Source organism: Aeribacillus composti (genome assembly GCF_007827555.1).
GTDB lineage: Bacteria > Bacillota > Bacilli > Bacillales > Aeribacillaceae > Aeribacillus > Aeribacillus composti.
Window position 1 is genome coordinate 57,074 of record NZ_VISS01000004.1, and the last position, 15,219, is coordinate 72,292.

Annotated in this window: 18 protein-coding genes; 17 read left to right on the forward strand and 1 reads right to left on the reverse strand. The window is 38.1% G+C overall.

Annotated elements, in window-relative coordinates; genetic code table 11:
• Positions 1-22 precede the first annotated feature (22 nt).
• From ilvA to FB379_RS03245, 6 genes are all read left to right on the forward strand, one after another.
• A complete protein-coding gene (gene ilvA, locus FB379_RS03220) occupies positions 23-1,291 on the forward strand; it encodes a threonine ammonia-lyase IlvA (RefSeq protein WP_063389677.1) in 1,269 nt (422 codons plus the stop codon).
• A gap of 87 nt (positions 1,292-1,378) precedes the next feature.
• Entirely contained in the window at positions 1,379-1,630 is a 252-nt protein-coding gene (locus FB379_RS03225) for a DUF2535 family protein (RefSeq protein WP_063389678.1), read from the forward strand.
• Between the two features lie 213 nt (positions 1,631-1,843).
• The gene (locus FB379_RS03230; RefSeq protein ID WP_144596977.1) at positions 1,844-2,692 is read left to right on the forward strand and encodes a DegV family protein; all 849 of its coding nucleotides are present in this window, start codon (positions 1,844-1,846) and stop codon (positions 2,690-2,692) included.
• Between the two features lie 107 nt (positions 2,693-2,799).
• Entirely contained in the window at positions 2,800-3,372 is a 573-nt protein-coding gene (locus FB379_RS03235) for an SCO family protein (RefSeq protein WP_094245660.1), read from the forward strand.
• Between the two features lie 131 nt (positions 3,373-3,503).
• Positions 3,504-4,331, forward strand: a complete 828-nt coding sequence (locus FB379_RS03240; protein ID WP_144596979.1) for an SGNH/GDSL hydrolase family protein — start codon at positions 3,504-3,506, stop codon at positions 4,329-4,331.
• Between the two features lie 5 nt (positions 4,332-4,336).
• Positions 4,337-4,915, forward strand: coding sequence for a YpmS family protein (locus FB379_RS03245; protein ID WP_063389682.1), 579 nt, complete (start codon positions 4,337-4,339; stop codon positions 4,913-4,915).
• 32 nt (positions 4,916-4,947) lie between these two features.
• On the opposite strand, the gene FB379_RS03250 is transcribed toward FB379_RS03245, so the two are convergent.
• Positions 4,948-6,327, reverse strand: a complete 1,380-nt coding sequence (locus FB379_RS03250; protein ID WP_130157591.1) for an RsmF rRNA methyltransferase first C-terminal domain-containing protein — start codon at positions 6,325-6,327, stop codon at positions 4,948-4,950.
• A 172-nt stretch (positions 6,328-6,499) separates the two neighbouring features.
• On the opposite strand from FB379_RS03250, the gene ypmT reads away from it, so the two are divergent.
• The 11 genes from ypmT to FB379_RS03305 all read left to right on the forward strand — a co-directional run bounded on the left by ypmT (position 6,500) and on the right by FB379_RS03305 (position 15,215).
• Entirely contained in the window at positions 6,500-6,694 is a 195-nt protein-coding gene (gene ypmT, locus FB379_RS03255) for a protein YpmT (RefSeq protein ID WP_063389739.1), read from the forward strand.
• Between the two features lie 151 nt (positions 6,695-6,845).
• On the forward strand, positions 6,846-8,051 hold the full coding sequence (locus tag FB379_RS03260; protein WP_066250280.1) for an MFS transporter: 1,206 nt from the start codon (positions 6,846-6,848) through the stop codon (positions 8,049-8,051).
• A 165-nt stretch (positions 8,052-8,216) separates the two neighbouring features.
• A complete protein-coding gene (gene msrB, locus FB379_RS03265; RefSeq protein ID WP_066250282.1) occupies positions 8,217-9,188 on the forward strand; it encodes a peptide-methionine (R)-S-oxide reductase MsrB in 972 nt (323 codons plus the stop codon).
• 293 nt (positions 9,189-9,481) lie between these two features.
• The gene (locus FB379_RS03270) at positions 9,482-10,420 is read left to right on the forward strand and encodes a magnesium transporter CorA family protein (protein ID WP_063389686.1); all 939 of its coding nucleotides are present in this window, start codon (positions 9,482-9,484) and stop codon (positions 10,418-10,420) included.
• Between the two features lie 366 nt (positions 10,421-10,786).
• Positions 10,787-10,936: a YjcZ family sporulation protein gene (locus FB379_RS03275; RefSeq protein ID WP_082829556.1), complete on the forward strand. Its 150-nt coding sequence runs from the start codon at positions 10,787-10,789 to the stop codon at positions 10,934-10,936.
• A 124-nt stretch (positions 10,937-11,060) separates the two neighbouring features.
• Positions 11,061-12,059, forward strand: a complete 999-nt coding sequence (gene bioB / locus FB379_RS03280; RefSeq protein WP_063389687.1) for a biotin synthase BioB — start codon at positions 11,061-11,063, stop codon at positions 12,057-12,059.
• Between the two features lie 217 nt (positions 12,060-12,276).
• Positions 12,277-12,504, forward strand: a complete 228-nt coding sequence (locus FB379_RS03285) for a YozE family protein (RefSeq protein ID WP_066250287.1) — start codon at positions 12,277-12,279, stop codon at positions 12,502-12,504.
• A 148-nt stretch (positions 12,505-12,652) separates the two neighbouring features.
• The gene (locus tag FB379_RS03290) at positions 12,653-13,267 is read left to right on the forward strand and encodes a hypothetical protein (protein ID WP_242009278.1); all 615 of its coding nucleotides are present in this window, start codon (positions 12,653-12,655) and stop codon (positions 13,265-13,267) included.
• A gap of 176 nt (positions 13,268-13,443) precedes the next feature.
• A complete protein-coding gene (locus tag FB379_RS03295; protein WP_063389690.1) occupies positions 13,444-13,632 on the forward strand; it encodes a hypothetical protein in 189 nt (62 codons plus the stop codon).
• 2 nt (positions 13,633-13,634) lie between these two features.
• The gene (locus FB379_RS03300) at positions 13,635-14,444 is read left to right on the forward strand and encodes a serine/threonine protein kinase (protein WP_158640155.1); all 810 of its coding nucleotides are present in this window, start codon (positions 13,635-13,637) and stop codon (positions 14,442-14,444) included.
• Positions 14,445-15,215, forward strand: coding sequence for a sporulation protein (locus FB379_RS03305; RefSeq protein ID WP_144596985.1), 771 nt, complete (start codon positions 14,445-14,447; stop codon positions 15,213-15,215). It begins immediately after the preceding gene.
• The last annotated feature ends 4 nt before the right edge of the window (positions 15,216-15,219 follow it).

Here is a 15,219-nt window from a genome sequence, read left to right on the forward strand (position 1 = left end):
TGTTTAAGGGCAGGGATGTACGATGACGAATTTGACAAAAGTTGAAGCATTCGTCCAAGTAGAAGATATATTAAAAGCGCATCAATCATTAAAGGATGTTGTGACACATACTCCATTGGAATTTAACCAAAGATTATCTGAAAAATATGGTTGCCGGGTATACTTGAAAAGGGAAGATTTGCAAGTTGTACGCTCTTTTAAAATAAGAGGAGCTTACAACAAAATGAAACATTTGACTCCTGAGGAAACGAAAAATGGGGTTGTCTGTGCAAGTGCTGGAAATCATGCGCAAGGAGTCGCATTTTCGTGCAGAGCGTTAAAAGTGCATGGAAAAATTTTTATGCCTTCCACAACTCCTAAACAAAAAATATCTCAGGTGGAATTGCACGGAAGAGAGTACATTGAAATTGTGTTAACAGGCGATACATTTGATGATGCGTATAAAAAAGCGCTTGAATGCGCCGAAAAAGAAAACCGTACGTTCATCCATCCGTTTGACGATAAAGATGTCATTGCGGGCCAAGGCACCATTGCTGTTGAAATTTTAAATGACAGCGATGAGCCAATTGATTTTTTGTTTGCTGCTATCGGCGGCGGAGGGTTAATGTCTGGCATCGGCACATACTTTCAAAGCGTATCGCCGGAAACAAAATTAATCGGCACGGAACCTTCCGGAGCACCAGCTATGGCGAAATCACTCGAAAAAGGCGAAGTAGTCGAACTGGATGAAATTGAAAAATTTGTGGATGGAGCGGCGGTCCAGCGGGTAGGAAATCAGACATTTTCCATTTGCCGGACAATTTTGGACGATCTTTTACTTGTGCCGGAAGGAAAAATTTGTACAACGATCTTGAACTTATATAATGAAAATGCAATTGTAGCAGAACCAGCAGGTGCGCTTCCAATCGCAGCGCTTGATTTTTACAAAGATCAAATAAAAGGAAAAAATGTCGTTTGCATTCTTAGCGGAGGCAATAACGATATTGAGCGCATGCAGGAAATTAAGGAGAGATCCTTAATTTATGAAGGCTTGCAGCATTATTTTATCGTTAATTTTCCGCAGCGTGCGGGTGCTTTACGTGAATTTTTAGATGAGGTATTAGGTCCGACGGATGATATCACTCGCTTTGAATACACGAAGAAAAATAATAAAGACAGCGGTCCTGCGCTTGTCGGCATCGAAGTCAAGCATCGGGAAGATTATCGCGGATTAGTCGAAAGAATGAAAAAGAAAGGTTTTCCTTTTACAGAGGTTAACAAGGACAGCAACTTATTCAATTTGTTAATTTAAAATATTTTTGTATATGACAAATTTTTGCAAAATTCGCTCCTATTTTGTTGTATAATAGAAGAAACGGGTAAAAAGAGGATTGATACTTTGCTATTTAAAAGCCTAGAGTTCAAACTTGAAAATGGACAGAAGGTGAAGATTGTTGAAATCCCAGTATTGGAGGAGGATAACTCTTACCGTTTCATGTTAAATATTCATTTGCAGCTTTTTATAGCGAACATTTGCAAAGAATCAAAGCCAAAAAGCCTTTATAATTTTCGAAGCTATTTGAAGCATGCTTTAAAGTGGAAAGATTATGAATCAATTTTTCAAGACAACCGATTAAAACATAACGCTTAAAGAAATATCCCTTGCAGATATTTGATTATCGGCAAGGGCTTTTTATTTTTTAAAGCGTTTTGGAGAAGAAGGAGAGATCTGCGAAATTGACCGTTTTTGAATTTTTAAGTTTCAAAATATGTTAGGACGGGTAAAGATTAGAGACTGTTTCTTTTCTTTTGATCAGAAACGTGATAAGGTTGAAATATTATTGTTTGATAGGAAGTGAATGTATTGACACAAAAGGTAAGGATCGTTACCGATTCAACAGCAGATTTAGATAAAAATATTTTGGAGGAATACAATATTGAAGTTGTTCCGTTAACCTATACATTGAATGGTGTATCTTATACGGACGGTATTGATTTTGAACCAGCGGAATTTATTGAAAAAATGATGGAATCAGCAGAAATACCGAAAAGTTCTCAGCCTTCTCCGATCCATTTTAAGGAAGTGTATGATCGCCTTCATGCAGAAGGTTTTCAAGTGCTATCCATTCATATGTCCGGTAAACTGAGCGGAACAGTGCGCGCCGCACAGCAGGGGGCAAGCCTGACCGGGGGAGAAGTTACGGTCATAGATTCCAACTATATATCTAGCGCTTTAGGTTTTCAAGTGATTGAAGCGGCAAAAATGGCAAAAAAGGGAGCAATGTTAGACAAAATAATCTCTCATATAGAACAAGTGCGAAAAAACACTTTTCTTTATGTATCAGTAGACACTCTCGAGCATTTGGAAAAAGGGGGACGGATTGGAAAGGGAAAGGCTCTATTAGGATCGTTATTGAATATTAAACCGATCGCTTCTTTACAAGATGGGATCTTTACGCCAATCACAAAAGTTAGAAGTCATTCGCAAGTTGTTAAATTTTTTATGAAGCAATTGATTCAAGATATAAAAGATCGCGATTTGCTGAGGATTGGGGTGGCGCATGCCAATGCATTAGATTTGGCGCTGCGCTTAAAAGAGGAATTGTTGAAGATCACAACCGCCGATAAAATTGATATTTGCACAACGACACCCATCATTTCCATTCATACCGGCAAAGGAGCTTTAGGAGTTTCTTACTATGTGAAGCCATAAGTAAAAGCTAGTTTTTTGAATCTTTTATGAATCATTTTGGAATTTGTTTTCACTTGAATGAAAATTTGATACACTTTCGATGAGAATAGGTGAAAGGTGAATGATCGATGAAGAAGAAAATGTTCATTTCCTGTTTTCTGTTATTGATCTTTTTAACGGCTTGCAGTGGAAATAAAATAAAAGATCCGTTGAATTATAAAGTGGAAAATTTTGAATTTACGGATCAAAACGGACAGCCCTTTGCTTTAGCAGATTTAAAAGGGAAGGTTTGGGTAGCTGATTTTGTTTTTACAAGCTGTGAAACCGTTTGTCCGCCGATGACAGCCCATATGGCTCAATTGCAGGAAAAAGCGGAAAAAGAAGGTGTTGAAGTCGAGTTTGTATCATTCAGCGTTGATCCGGAAGTAGATACACCAGAGAAACTGAAACAATTTGCAAATCAATTTTCCGATTCTCTTGACAACTGGCATTTTTTAACCGGATACAGCCAAGAGACAATTGAAAACTTTGCAAAAAACAGTTTTAAAACGATCGTTCAAAAACCGGAAAGCGATGATCAGGTCATTCATGGAACGAGCTTTTATTTAGTGGATCAAAACGGAGTTGTTTTAAAAAGCTACAACGGTGTTGAAAATACGCCGTATGACGAAATCATCAACGATATAAAAGCTGTTCAATAAAGTTTAAAGTTGGCCTAAAGCGTCTGACAGCAGGGGGAAAGGACCCTCTGTACATGATGCCTTTGGGTCAATTTTAAACTTTTTTTCGTATGATATAATAAAAAGAAAGAGATCGTCACAAGGTGATAGGAATGCTGTCGAAAAAATTTTCTCTTCTTATTATGACTTTTTTCTTATTAACCGGATGTGTCCAAAAATCCACTGCTTCTCCTTCAAATCAAGCGAAGGCGGAAGAGGAAGAGAGCAAACCGATTGAAACTGAAATCGCTGTCGCGGGGAATGAAAGTAGGTCCAGCTCTTTTCAATTGCAAGGAGATATCAAAATTGTTGCACTTGGCGACTCCCTGACAAAAGGAGTGGGCGACCGAACAAAAGAAGGCTATGTTGGTCTCGTTTCAGATGAATTAGAAAAAAAGGAAGACATTTCATCTGTTTCAACAGTCAATTTTGCAGCGATGGGGCATTCAACGGAAAATTTGTTAAAAAAGCTTGATGAAGATCAAGTAAAAAAGGAATTGGAAGATGCCGATCTCATTTTCATGACGATTGGTGCCAATGATTTAATGAAAGTCGTGCGGGAAAATATTTTTGAATTAACAGTTGAACTTTTTCAAGAAGAACGCCTTCTTTATGAACAACGTTTAAGAGACATTATGAACAAGATCCGGTTGACAAATGAACAGGCAGTGATTGCGTTTATTGGGCTTTATAATCCGTTTGCGTGGAAATTGGCAGAATTTCCGGAAATTGATATGATTATTTCGGAATGGAACGAGCGGACGAAACAAATTTTGCTCGGAGATGGACGTGCGGTATTCGTTTCAATTCAGGATATTTTTCAAGAAGGAGAGGACAAAAACCTCTTATATACAGATGAATTCCATCCGAACGAGAACGGATATGTATTGATTGCGGCAAGGGTTATGGAAACATTGGAAAATGGAACAAAAAAGGATTGAAGTAAATGAATAAATGGAAGCTTGCATTTTTTATCTTGTTGTTTTCCAATTTTTTGATTATTCTCATCTCCTCTGGTCTTCTGCTTATGCCTGGGGAAAAGCCGCCTCTGAAAAAGGAAGCGGAAGGTAGTAAAGATTTTGCTGTCTTTAAAGTGGAAACAGATAAACAGACAGTAACTAAGCTCATCAATGATTATTTAAAAAAGGAAGCCGTTCATCAGCCTCTCACATACTGGGTTGAAATTACGGATGATATTAAACTGTACGGCAGCCTTCTCGCTTTCGGCCGGGATTTGGACATGGTCATGTCTTTTGAACCGAGTGTACAGCAGGGAAACGTCATTTTAAAGGTGAAAAGCTTATCGGTTGGGAGACTTTCCGTTCCGGTTTCTTATGTGTTGAAATATATTGATTCCCAATACCACTTTCCAAAAGAAGTGCAGATTGATGCAAAAAATCGCCAGATTGTAGTCTTTCTTGATCAGCTGGCATTGGAAAACGGGTCTAAAATTCAAGCTGAAAAAATTGATTTGGAGGAAGGGGTAATTTCAGCAAATTTGTATGTTCCGCTCCCTCTCAAATAAGTAAGCGGGTATCAAAACCCGCTTTTGTTTTGTCAAAATTGAACACGAAGACCTTTTGGATAAAAGTTTTTAATGGTTCCTTTCGTTTCTTTTCCCCAACCGATCGATTCGCCGTCTATTGTCATTAATATCCATCCCCTGTCTACACCCAATGGAGATGAAATCGTTTCTCCCGTTAAATAAGCTTGCCAATCTTTTTCGTTCGTTGAGAAGGAATAACTGTATTTCACATCATTTGGTGTGAGTGACAGGGCAAGATGATGATTCGGTTCAAATCGTTTCTTTTTGATTTCTCCAAGATGGAGACCCGCCCGCAAAACGTTCAACGAAGTAATATCTGGGCATTTTTCAGGTAATACATACAGCTGTTGTTTTTTTAAGAAAAATGCCCCGGTTATTCTTTTCTTTAAAAAAGAATGTTCGAATTGCTGAAACTCAGCTAATTGCTGTTTTTTGACATTTGATTTTAAATATGAAACGCTGCTTCTCGTATTGTTTTCGCCATTTTTGATTAATTTCGCAACGAAATGCCCTTCACCTTTGATTTTATGCGGCCAAAGGCGGATGCATTTTGAAATTTCTTCAAAATTCGTTTTTGTCCATTCCACTCTTCCTCGATCAAAACCTTCACGTTTAGGAATTTCAACAAGAGACATTTCTGGATGCATGCTTACAAATGCCTCAATAACCTGTTCATTTTCTTCAGGAGAAAACGTGCAGGTGGAATAGACGAGAGTTCCGCCGGGTTTTAACATTTGAAACGCTAAAGATAACAGCTTTTTTTGCGTGTACGAGCATTTTTCAACAAGATCCTCGCTCCAAAATTCGATGGCGTTATCATCTTTTCGAAACATTCCTTCTCCAGAGCACGGGGCATCAACTAAAATTTTGTCGAAATAATTCGGAAAGTGTTGAACCAGTTTTTCGGGCCGTTCATTTATCACAATAGCGTTTTGAATTCCGAAACGTTCAATATTTTCCGATAGTGCTTTCGCTCGTTTGAAATGAATTTCATTTGAGATAAGAATTCCTTCATTTTCCATCGCTGCGGCAATTTGCGTCGATTTTCCTCCTGGCGCAGCGCACAAATCTAATATTTTTTCTCCGGGTTTTGCCTGAAGCACTTCAGCAGGAACCATAGCACTCGGTTCTTGTATATAATAGAGCCCAGCTGCATGAAAAGGGTGTTTTCCGGGCTCGTCTTGTTTTTCATCGTAATAAAATCCGTCTTCACAAAAGGGAACTGAAGAAAGAGAAAAAGGTATTTTCCGAATGAACGTTTCTTTTTCTATTTTTAGACGATTGAAGCGCAGTCCCTTGATCGGTTCATCTCGCAAAGCAGAAAAAAAATCATCTGCTTCATTTTTTAACAATTGTTTCATTTTCCGGCAAAAATCATCAGGTAATGCCATATTTCAGATCTCCTTTCCTAAAATATTATAGCGGAATATGAAACATAATGGCGAAAATTCTTTCTGGCGAATTCTTGACGGAGAGGTGAAGATAAGAGAAAATAAATTGTTAGAGATGAAACATTTTTATAGAAAAAGAAAAGCAAGGGAATTTGGTGTAGGGGTGATGTATTTGAAAAAAATATATTTAATTGCTAGCATCGTCATGTTCCTCCTTGCTGTTTATTTTGGCGGTATGGCATATAAACAATACCTTGCTGGAAACTTAGATTACAATTTAGACAAAGTTTACATAAATGTCGGTTACTGCGCCTTGTTTTTAAGCATTGCTGTATATGTACTTCATTTGCGCGAGCATAAAAGTTAAAGAAAAGCGAGATAGAAAGGGGATCCAGAAGGATGAAAAACGTCCTTTGATGGATCGCCTTCTTTCTTTCCTGTAAAAGTAAAAATTTTACATTGTAGTTGATTCTTGATACATAAAAATTTAAAGTCAAAGATATGCAGGTGAAGTTATCATGTTACGTTCAAATAAACAAAATATCTCCCTCATATTACTGCTTTGCAATGTTTTTATCGCTTTTTTAGGAATCGGACTCGTTGTTCCGGTTTTGCCTGCTTATATGAATGAACTAAATTTATCGGGCGTTTATATGGGATATCTCATAGCAGCATTTTCAACTGCCCAGTTGTTTTCCTCGCCGGTCACGGGGATTTTTACTGACCGTTTTGGCAGAAAGATTATGATTGTCATCGGTTTAGTTTTGTTTGCTGTATCCGAATTTTTATTTGCAATAGGTTCTGCGTTCTTCTTGCTTTTGATTTCAAGAATAATTGGCGGAATCAGCGCGGCATGTATTATGCCCGCTGTTACTGCGTTTATTACAGATATCACCACTTTAGAGGACAGGCCGAAAGCGCTTGGATATTTGTCTGCCAGCATTAACGCAGGTTTTATTATCGGGCCCGGCATCGGAGGATTTGCAGCAGAATTCGGCATTCGGGTGCCGTTTTTTCTTGCGGCATTTATTGCGCTTGTCGCAGCCGTTTTTTCCATTCTCCTTTTAAAAGAACCGCTTCCAAATGATAACATTCAACAATTAGATGAAAAACAAACTCGTCTTCAATTTTTCAGCGAATTAAGCAAATCGATCAAACCTCCGTATGTTGTACCGCTATTGATCGTGTTTGTTTTAGCATTTGGTCTTTCCGCATATGAAACGATGTTCGGTTTGTTTGTCGATAAAAAATTCGGTTTTTCGCCGAAAGATATTTCCATCGTCATAACAACAGGAACGATTTTTGGACTCATCGCCCAAATCGTTTTCTTTGACAAGCTAGTGAAGTATCTTGGCGAGAAAAGGTTGATTGAAATTTGTTTATTAGGCGCTTCCGTCTTTATTTTTCTGTCAACCTTAGTTGACGGCTACTTTTTCATTATGGCTGTAACGTTTGCTGTATTTTTAGCATGCGATCTTCTTCGACCAGCTGTCACCACTCTATTATCCAATATGGCAGGAGATGAACAAGGGTTTATTGCCGGCATGAACTCTACTTATACAAGTTTAGGAAACATTGTCGGTCCTGCGATTGCAGGAATTTTGTTTGATATCGACGTCGATTTTCCATACGTTTTAGCTTCCATCGTTTTGCTTTTAGCCTTCATGATGGCAGCGTTATGGCCATTTCGTGATAACATGGAGCAAAAAAGGAAAAATTCTTAATGGAACGAATATACTAGTTTTTGCACTTCGCTATGCTTGAGTTGCAAATCAATTGTTTTGTTCTTTTTAATCGTTTTATAATGTATTGTAGGAAGAACAAGTTGATCTTTACTTTTGCGATGAGAATGAGCAGGCAGGAAAATTAGCTAAAGGGAGGGAAAAATGATGAGCAATGAAAAATATGAATTGGCTACTTTTGCGGGTGGCTGCTTCTGGTGCATGGTCCAGCCTTTTGATGAGCTTCCGGGAATTATTAAGGTTGTTTCCGGATATACGGGAGGACATAAGGAAAATCCGACATATGAAGAAGTGTGCTCGCACACGACGGGTCATGTGGAAGCCGTGCAAATTACCTTTGATCCGAACGTGTTTCCATATAAAAAGCTTCTGGATATATTTTGGCAGCAAATTGATCCGACTGATCCGGGCGGACAATTTTATGACAGGGGAGAATCTTACAAAACGGCTATTTTTTATCATTCGGAGGAACAGCGCGAGCTCGCGGAACAATCGAAAGAGCTTTTAGAAAAAAGCGGACGTTTTGAAAAACCGATTGCGACCGAAATATTGCCGGCAAAACCTTTTTACCCAGCCGAAGACTATCATCAAGATTACTACAAAAAAAATCCTTTTCACTACAAACGGTATCGTCAAGCGTCTGGACGGGATGAATTTATACGCAAGCATTGGAGCGACTGGGATAAAGAAGAGCTGAAGAAACGATTGACTCCGATGCAATATGAGGTGACGCAAAACAACGGGACGGAGCCTCCATTTCAAAATGAATATTGGGATCATAAAGAAGAAGGGATTTATGTCGACATCGTCTCGGGAAAACCGCTTTTCAGCTCGCTCGATAAATTTGATTCAGGCTGCGGCTGGCCAAGTTTTACAAAACCGCTTCATCAGCATGAGATCGTCGAAAAATTAGATACATCTTACGGCATGATCCGTACAGAGGTTAGAAGCAAAACGGCGGATTCGCACCTTGGACATGTTTTCCCTGACGGTCCAGAACCGACAGGCCTTCGCTACTGCATTAACTCGGCTGCGCTTCGCTTTATACCGAAAGATCAGCTCGAACAAGAAGGCTATGGTGAATATAAAAAACTGTTTGAAGTCGATCAAACAGAGTAAAGATTATATGTAAACGAATGGGCACAAAAACATGTGCCCTTTTTTTATTAAATGTTCAAATTTATGTAAAATTCCGTTAAAACCTATATACATCGTAAAACAAAATTAGTATCATATATTAGGTTGAATTTTTATGGATGAAGGAGGGTGAAAATCGTTTATGAATAGCGGTTCTTTTTTAGATCCGGACGGACCCGAGATAGGTAAGGCAGTATGTATGCGGAAAGAGGCGCTGTTCGTAAGCGATGACACTCTTGCGCGTGCAGACTGCCTCTAGCAAAGGAGGTTAAAGCATGCTGAACATTTATATGTCAAGCGCGAACGGCCAATTGAAGGAAATTGAAGATATTCAAAACGGTTGTTGGATCAACATGGTGGCACCGACTGAGGAAGAAGTTCATTTCGTGTCAGAACGGCTGCAAATTCCAATAGACTTTTTTAAAGATGCACTGGATGATGAGGAAAGATCCCGGATTGAAAAAGAGGACCACAATGTGTTGATTATTGTTGACATTCCGGTTATCACGGTAGATGACATCGGGCAAACGTTTTATGAAACGATCCCGATCGGAATGATCATTACTGACAGTTGTTTTATTACAGTATGTTTGCAAGGAAACCCAATCTTTGAACAGTTTGCCAGAAACAAAGTTAAAGGTTTTTATACGTTTATGAAAACGCGATTTGCTTTTCAAATTTTATATTTAACTTCAACATATTATTTGCGATATCTGAAACAAATTAATCGCAAAACGAGCGAAGTAGAAAAAGAGCTTCATCAATCGATGAAAAATAAAGAATTTTTTTCATTGCTCAGTCTGGAAAAAAGCTTAGTTTATTTTACGACATCGCTGAAATCCAATAATATTGTCATGGAAAGGCTGCTGCGATTAAATTACTTGAAAATGTATGAGGAAGATCAAGATCTTTTGCAAGATGTCATTATCGAAAACAAACAAGCAATTGAAATGACAGAGGTATATTTAAGTATTTTAAGCGGAATGATGGACGCATTTGCATCAGTCATTTCCAACAATGTCAATATTGTCATGAAATTTTTGACGGCAATTACGATCGTCATCTCTATTCCGACATTAGTAGCGAGCTTGTATGGAATGAATGTGCCGATACCGTTTCAAAATCATCATTTTGCGTTTTTTATTCCCATTTCCATTTCATTGCTCATGTCAAGCTTAACAGCTTATATTTTTTGGAAAAAAAGATATTTTTAAACTTGTACAACCATAACTGGTCAGATGACTCTGAACTAATACTAGCAGCTTATGTCGGAAAAAGACGAATTTGCCCACTCCTTTTCTTTCGTTGACCGCTGCCATGTCTATACAGTAATCTCAAACAATCTAAAATTTGTAAAATTGATTTTTTAAGACAATCACAATGCGGTCGCAGATGAAGTTCCTCCTCATGTTTCTTATAGGACGATATCATCTGCCCGCTTGCACAACTGGTGTTTCCAATTTCCAACTGCAGGGCGTTTGTTCCAAAGAATTTGGAAAAATAGGCATGTGCACATACCTGAAAGTCCAAAAAAACATAATGTAAACTGAAACCTAGATTAAAAATGAGGAGTGGGGCAAATGCATTTTCACCATCACGATTTTCACCATTGTGGACATGGATACGGTTATCCGGTACATGGTGCCGGATATGGCTGCGGATCTTCATTCGTTTTGATCGTAGTATTATTTATACTTTTGATCATTGTCGGCTGCGCTTATGTAAAATAAAAAAATCCTGCCTGTTCGGGCAGGATTTTTATCTGCATTTTATGTAAACTTAATCTAAAAAATAGTTGACATATATCCTTTCTTTTTTTACCATTTAAGTATTACAGAAAAGGGGGATTACGAAATGAGAATCGATTGGGTTGAATTAGCCGAAAACGTACTATTTGGACATAAAATAACTTATGAGGAAGCTGCTGCAATTTTGGACTGTCCTGATGAAGAATTGCTGCTTCTTCTGCATGGTGCTTACAAGATTCGAAAAGCATTTTACGGGAATAAAGTGAAGTTAAATATGATCATGAATGTAAAATCAGGATATTGTCCAGAAAACTGTTCCTACTGTTCCCAATCTTCCGTATCAACGGCTCCGATCAACAAATACCCGCTGCTTTCAAAAGAAGCCATTTTAGAGGGGGCCAAACGGGCACAAGAGTTGAAAGCTGGAACTTTCTGCATCGTTGCAAGCGGAAGAGGGCCGACAAACCATGAGTTAGAAAAAATATGCGAATCTGTACGCGAAATAAAAGATACATACAACTTGACGGTTTGCGCATGTTTAGGAATTTTAAAAGACGAACAGGCGGAACGATTGAAGGAAGCTGGTGTCAATCGATACAATCATAACTTGAACACATCAGAAAGATATCATGAACATATAGTCACTAGTCATACATATGAAGATCGCGTAAACACAGTTGACAAAGTCAAACGTGCAGGGATTTCTCCTTGCTCCGGTGTGATTATCGGGATGGGTGAATCGAAACAAGATGTTATTGAAATGGCTGCTGCTTTAAAGAAGATCGACGCAGATTCTATTCCGGTTAATTTTCTTCATCCTATTGAAGGAACTCCGTTGCAAGGAGAAAATAATCTTAATCCTCGATATTGTTTAAAGGTGCTTGCCTTATTCCGCTACATGCTGCCGACAAAAGAAATACGCATTTCCGGAGGAAGGGAAGTAAACTTGCGCTCGCTGCAGCCTTTTGGGTTATATGCGGCTAATTCTATTTTTATCGGAGACTATTTAACAACTGAAGGACAGGAAATGTCAAAAGATCACGAAATGTTAAAAGATTTAGGCTTTGAGATTGACTTAAATCCGCTTCCAGAAACCGTTCAATAAGGAAACGGTGTCTTGGCATAATGGATCGTTGTTTTTTAATCAGTGGAGAATAAATATGGTCCATTCTATAAAACAATAAAAAATCTTTTTCCAGCTGCAGCTGAAGAAAGAGCATTTTTCTCTTTAAAACCGCTCCATAAAAAGGCGGTTTTTTTATTTTCGAAAATTTATCAAAACGTTATAATGAAACAAGCAAATTTTTTAGGAAGGTGGAAATATGAGTTCTTTTTATCATTATTTGATGACGTTCAGACATCCTAAACCGAAGGACAAAATCAGCAAGTTTGCAAACGATGCTTATCTTGACCACAGCTTTCCGAAAAATTCAACTGATTATGATGAACTCAGCACTTACTTGGAATTAAATGGATCATATTTGGAAAACATGTCTGTTTTTGATGAAGCTTGGGAAAAATATGTTCAATTGATTGAACAAAAACATTGACTGAGCCTTCAAAATAGTCCGCCCAACTCAAACAAGTTGTTGATGCATATAATGTGATAATCGAAAGAGTGATGGCATTAAAGGGGGTGCCTTCATACTGAAAAGAAAAAAACCGAAGTTCAATATTGGCGATCAAGTCGTTATTACTTTGTACGGTACTTTGGGGACGATTACAAACATCCATACGATGGACGAAGAGTTTTTATATGAAATCAATTACAGTGAAATTTTATATTTTGAACATTCATTACAGTTTTTATCAGAATATGATGGGACTGTGTTTGAGTCAGAAACGGTTGAAGTGGAACTGATGTTTGGAATTGGAGATCTTGTTTATGTGAAAGGCTACGGTGATGAAATTTTCAAAATTGTCGGGTACCGGACGGAATTGTGGAGATATAAAGACGATGCGTGGGAGGAAGTTATTTATGAATTAGTGCGGGTGCGCGACGGGGAATGGTTGGAATCATCTGCGGATGAATTAAAGCTGGCCGTTTCGAAAAAAGAAGCAGATCAACATTTGCAAAATATTCATATTATCCGACATATTGCTGGGATGGACACACAGAAAAATGCTTCTGCTCCGATGAACAGCCAAAAAAACGAAAAGAAAACAAAGCCTATGCAGCAGGAGATCATTGATTCCCTCCTTGATCTGTATAATGATTACAAAGGTCTTTACGATTTATTTGGTGATAAAAAATATAAGGAAATGATGGACGTTGTCATTCAATATTTGAAAAAAATGAGCCGCTTACCATGATCTTTTTTTTGAAAAATTTTCTAATGAAAAAACTGCAATGGATGACAAGTAATAGAAATAGAGGAATGGAAGATTACCAGGTCTTCCAATCTTTTTATTCAAAAAATTTTTTAAACTGAAACCAATGCAGATTTTTTTCGTAAAAACAAGTAATACAAGAAGGAGGGAAAAGGTGTATGTTGAGAAAATTCATCAAATCGTTTTTAGGCCATCGCCCTTACCATTATTCCAGCAGCAGCCACTACCACAAAAAGCATTATCCTAAGTCAAAATACAAACATGATCCAACTTCTTACGGCCATCATTATTATAAAAGAAAACATCGATCTGGGTTTGGATTCTTTTCCGGTTCGTATAGCAGCTGATGATGGAAGTTTGGAAAAAGTTTTGGAAGCCGTTTCCGCTTTGGGGTGAGCGGCTGCATAAACCAGGATCTGTTATCGAACGATACGTAGTCCAAAAATTTTTAGGAGTAGGGAGCTACGGAATCACGTATCTTGCAGAAGACTTGTCCACACATCAAAAAGTCGTTTTGAAGCAGCTCCGAAAGCGAAGAAAAACAACGGGTGAACGGCCTTTTCAAAAAGAAAGGGAAATATTGCAAAAATTAAGTCATCCTGCCGTTCCAGCTTTATACGCTGAAATCAATGACGGTAGCCATCAATATCTTGTCATGGAATATAAAGAAGGGCTAACATTTGAGCAATTAATCTTTCAATTTGGAAAAAAATATTCCGAAAAAGATGCTTTTCATTATTTAACAAAAATTCTCGAAGTTGTCCAGTATATACATGATCAAAACGTTGTCCACCGTGATTTAAGAATACCGAACATTCTTCTTTACAACGACAGTATTTCCATCATTGATTTTGGCTTGTCCCGTTTGATTACAGATGAAGAAGAGGAGAGTTTTCATAAATGGGAGCCGGAAAAGCAAAGGATGCGTAAAATTAGCTTTCAGACGGATTTTTATGCGCTGGGGCATTTCGTATTGTTTTTGCTTTATTCATCATTTGATCAAAGGGGAAAAAAAGAAAAAAGTTGGGAAGAGGAGCTAGATATTTCCGTAGAATCAAAGAATATTATAAAAAAGCTGTTTGGAATGGATGGTTCATACAGATCAGCAGAGGAGATTCTAGAGGAAATTCAGAAAAATTCCGAAATAGGGGGAGAATAAATGTCTCTATTTAATAAAATTTTCGCGGGCATTGGGATTGGAGCGGCAAAAGTAGATACGAAGCTTACCTCCTCAACGTTCTATCCCGGCGAAGAGGTGAAAGGCATTGTTGTCATTAATGGAGGAAACGTTGAACAAAAAATTGACGAAATTTACTTGTCCGTTCTTACGCATTATATAAAAGAAGTAGATGATCGTAGAGAGAAGAGGCAAGCAGAAATCGCTAAAATACAAATCAATAAACCTTTCGTCATACTGCCGAATGAAACGAAAGAAATTCCGTTTTCATTTCAGCTTCCGCTTGATACTCCAATTACTATCGGAGCATCCAAAGTATGGATTCATACCGGATTGGATATTAAAGGAGCGATCGATCCGAAAGATACGGACTATATCGACGTTGTTCCCGGCGGCTTAATGAAGGAAGTATTAAACAGTATAAACCGAATCGGATTTAAGCTCCTTCAAGTTGAAAATGAAGCAGCGCCATATCGTTTAAGAAAAAGGCTACCGTTCATTCAAGAGTTTGAATTTTATCCGACTTCCGGTCCATTTAGAGGCCGTTTAAAGGAGCTTGAAATTGTTTTCTATTCGATAGGCGAACACGATATTGAAATGATTATGGAAATTGACCGAAGAGCAAGAGGACTTTCCGGGTTTCTCGCCGAAGCGCTAGATTTGGATGAAAGCTACGTTGGAGTTCGTGTAAGCAGGCAGGACGTGCCGAATCTTGATAGCAAGCTTATCAATATCATTCGCCAATATAGCTGATAAA